Origin of the sequence: Xanthovirga aplysinae, assembly GCF_009711365.1 — a bacterium.
Taxonomy (GTDB): Bacteria; Bacteroidota; Bacteroidia; order Cytophagales; family Cyclobacteriaceae; genus Xanthovirga; species Xanthovirga aplysinae.
Map to the genome: position 1 here is coordinate 1 of NZ_SMMB01000771.1, position 3,814 is coordinate 3,814.

3 protein-coding genes are annotated in these 3,814 nt (G+C 32.9%); all 3 read left to right on the forward strand.

Annotation, left to right across the window (positions count from 1 at the left end; all coding sequences use genetic code 11):
- Positions 1–197: 197 nt before the first annotated feature.
- Positions 198–893 (forward strand): hypothetical protein, encoded by a 696-nt coding sequence (locus tag E1171_RS05430; protein WP_155204849.1) that lies wholly within the window; start codon positions 198–200, stop codon positions 891–893.
- Positions 894–1,443: 550 nt separating this feature from the next.
- The gene (locus E1171_RS05435) at positions 1,444–2,598 is read left to right on the forward strand and encodes an ETX/MTX2 family pore-forming toxin (RefSeq protein WP_155204851.1); all 1,155 of its coding nucleotides are present in this window, start codon (positions 1,444–1,446) and stop codon (positions 2,596–2,598) included.
- A 331-nt stretch (positions 2,599–2,929) separates the two neighbouring features.
- Positions 2,930–3,814 (forward strand): hypothetical protein (locus tag E1171_RS05440; protein ID WP_155204853.1); only part of this gene is annotated, 885 nt, incomplete at its 3' end.

A 3,814-nucleotide genomic window follows, 5' to 3' on the forward strand; every position in this document is an offset into this window, starting at 1 on the left:
ATACCATTTTAAAACATGAGAAACCGAAAAACAATGAGAAAATATCTTCAAAAATTTAAGGGATTAAGGGATTGAGATTAAAATCCAATTAGAAAATATTGATTTGATCTTTTTCTGGGAGAAAATAATTAATTTTTAGAACTGAAATAAAATATACGGACATTCCCAAACTGACAGATATCTAAAAATTCAAAAAAATGTGGAATAACTGGAGTGAAGAAGAACTAATAGATCATTTGCGGGATTATAAAGACAATTTTGAACCTGGGGAACTTAGGGAGCATATTGATGCACATTTTAAAGAGAGAATTAAAAATCTAAAAGTCCAGGTTAATGTCAAATTAATAATAATTCCAGGTGCTGACCTTAGTTATATTGACAATACTATTCGGGCAGCTAATAGAATACTGAATAGGTATAATATTTCCATTAAAGAAGAAGAGAGGATTTTTATGTCTCGGGATGAGTTACATAGAGGTATTAGTGGTCTGACTGAAAATGGTGAATTTGAAAGTGGAACAAAAACGATTGATAGATGGGACTTAGCGGGTAAATACACACAAAATAATATTTTACCTATTATATGGATAAACGATTTTACAGGTTACGGGTTTATGAATAAACCTGAAGGTATAACTTGTCCACTTTCTTTAGGGAATGAATTAAGAAGTGTAATTTACATAAGAAATGGGGCAAGTGGTCAAACCTTGGCTCATGAATTGGGACATGCTATGGGGCATGATATTGGAAAAATTGATCATGGACATCATATAAATGACAATCTACATTTTAATTTAATGCATGGTGATTCTATATGGTCCAGCAAACACACTCGGCTAAGAAGAGAACAATTCGCGGCATTTAAAGGAAGCAGGTTTGTTACCTTAGTTTAAAGTTCTTCTCCCTCTTAAGTAAGTAGAGGCTTTAAAAATGTTATAAAGGATAAAACACCAAAGGAAATTATATTATTATCCCTGATATCGAAGAGGATGAAATACACTCGAATATTCCAATGATTTTTTTAAAAGGTTATGAAATGATGGTGAATATAGGTCTACCGTTATCCTTGATGAAATAATTTTCTCCACCAATTTCTTAAACCCTTTTAAGATAAAATTTTGAACTTAAAAACAGTAATTTGATGTTGGATTGTTTCAAATAGAGTAAGGAAAATTTCTACCTTTCCATACCTTCTTTGTTTTTTATAGGTGTAAATTCTAATACAATTCTAATACAATTTTTTGCCCATCGTGGTATTTATTTCTTTAAATTAAAGCATAATAACTTTATTAATATTGAAGTCTTTTATATAAATATTAGATCATTTAATTGGTGTTGAAAAAAAAATGAAAACCTATCAAACATCCTTTTTTGATTATCTTAAACAAGTTTTAAATAATAAATGGAATAAATTTTTTGCTATGTTAAATAAATTTTTTTGTTATGAAGAGCATTATTTACACCTCACAAAAGGGGAAATGGCTCATTGCATTTCCCATTATTTTTTTACTCTCGTCTTGTCAGGACGATCTTTTTAATGAAGTGGAATCCACAGCTGACTATTCCCTAATTGAAAGCAATTCATTCGAGGAACGAACTCCTGTTGGTTTTGGGGTTGATTTGGAACTGGCTTTTCAGGAGGAAGGAAACGATCCTATTTTCACTGCCTCAGGACATGTAGACCTAGAACCCACAGATGAATATCTTGACGAATTTTTCCATATCACCAGTGCAGATTTAAAAGAATTAGAATACCCTGATTGGACACAGCGAGAAGATTATGGAGAGAAGTTAAAAGCTGTTGATATTCTTATTCGCCTTGATAGTGCTGATATTAATCCTCCCTATGTTGAAGGAAACAATGATTTTCGTCCAGCCAATATAATCATGGAGGTCAATAATGCTCGTATCTTAAGCCTTACCTCAGATCCAACAATTTTAAATACCCAAACATTTGAAAATAATAGTGATGTGACAGGCACTTTCACTGGATCAGTTACTCAAACTGTTTCAAGCAGTGTAACGTCTAGTTATAGTACAACTACTGTTTTTGGTTTTAAAAACACTACTAAAATAAGTGCTAAGATTTTTGGAGTGGGGGCCGAAAACTCAACTGAATTATCTTTCTCTGAATCTGATACAGAAGGTTCCTCTGAAACAAGCACAGTAACTGTAGGTTCATCTTCTGAAGTAAGTGTCACTTTAGATCCAGGACAGAGTGTCCTTGCTACACTTTCGGCGAGTAGAGGAAAACTAACAGCTAGAGTTACTTATGATGTTTACTTATTTGGAGATATTGCTGCCACTATTGGTTGGACCAATAATTTTGTTGGAATTGAAGGGTCAACACCCCCTCCATATGAGATAATAAATTTAGAAGACCTTCCAGAGGACCCAAATGATTTTGATTATTCAAAACCTTTTACCGGATCAGGAACACTTCCTGTTTCTGCACAAGAAGTTTTTGCATTAAACAACATTATTGCAGCAACAGTCACCCAGGATATCGAACTTGACTATTTTAGTAACGCTAAAGTAGTTCTTTCTAATCCTCAGACTGAGGAAAAAATGATGGAGATGGCTGCTGATACTTGGTAAATTATAACCCAAAACATGAGGCTAAGTATTAATTGTTCGCGGTGCTAATAATTTACATCAACCTACTCACCAGGTGGTAATAGAATTTTGGCCTTCACTGGAAATGGAGTATGTTTTTTAGTTAAATGAAGTATAATAGAAAGGAATCTTAAGATAGCAAGAGAAAAATTATCATTTATGCCAGGTATTCTGAACATTTACTTGAATTGAGACTGCTATTACAAATGAGGAAAATTGAGAGAAGAAAGAAGTTGTTCGTTTTTTTACAATTTATTTAAATTTGTATAACTTAATATTGGAACAGTTTTTAAATTTCAAATTAAAAATTTTAATGAAAAGAAGGAGTTCACTAATATTTGTTGTTTTTGTTCTATTTATTCTTTCCTGTACTGAGACTACTTCCATGCAAGAGGAATCTTCTGTGCTAGGGATAGAAAGAATTATTGTCAATGGCGTTGAATATGTTGTGGATGATCAGGACAACCATTTAATTGGGGTAGCACAGGGAGAAGATGAAATCATAATAACTGGATTTAGTACAGGCCCAGGTACCAATTCTGCCGATTATGTTGTCCTTTGTGAAGATTTTATTTGTTCCGAGACAGCCCCTTTGGTTTTTAGTAAGTATGAGGATGTAAGTATAATTACAGATATAGAGGAAAAGGAGAATGGTAAATTATATAGGATAACTGTAAGCCGGGAAGGTTATCAAACAAGTATGGTTTATAGTTTTTATATAACTATTGCAGAAGATGAGGCCCAGCTAAAGGGTAAGTTTAATCTGTTTGGTGATGATAGTTTAAAATTCGCCTATAACTTCATGGATGATGAATGTGAGGGGCATTGTCCTATGGTAGATTTAAATTTACATTTAGTGGATTTATATTTAAATGGAAAATATTATAAAGCTTTTTCTATCCCCCAAGATGAAGATTTTTTTGGTTCTCGTGTGGTTGAAGGTGTTAATGCCCTATTTCGAAATTTTCCTCCCATAAGGTATGAGAACGGAAATTATTATGAATATAGGGATGAGCAAGATGTTTTAATCCTGACAGATAGTTTGAAATTAGGGGATAAGTGGACAGTAGAATTTGATCGTCCCGAAGGGCAAGGTACTTACACTTTTGAAGTAATTACTCTGTCATTGACAGGTGTTTTATATGAATATGTTTATCAAATTCGGGAAACAGTTCATTTCAATCAACCAGGAATTGAT

What these genes read in the sequence shown, in the direction of transcription:
- E1171_RS05435 (WP_155204851.1), top strand. Translation starts at nt 1,444, where the DNA reads ATGAAGAGCATTATTTACACCTCACAAAAGGGGAAATGGCTCATTGCA.
- E1171_RS05430 (WP_155204849.1), top strand. Translation starts at nt 198, where the DNA reads ATGTGGAATAACTGGAGTGAAGAAGAACTAATAGATCATTTGCGGGAT.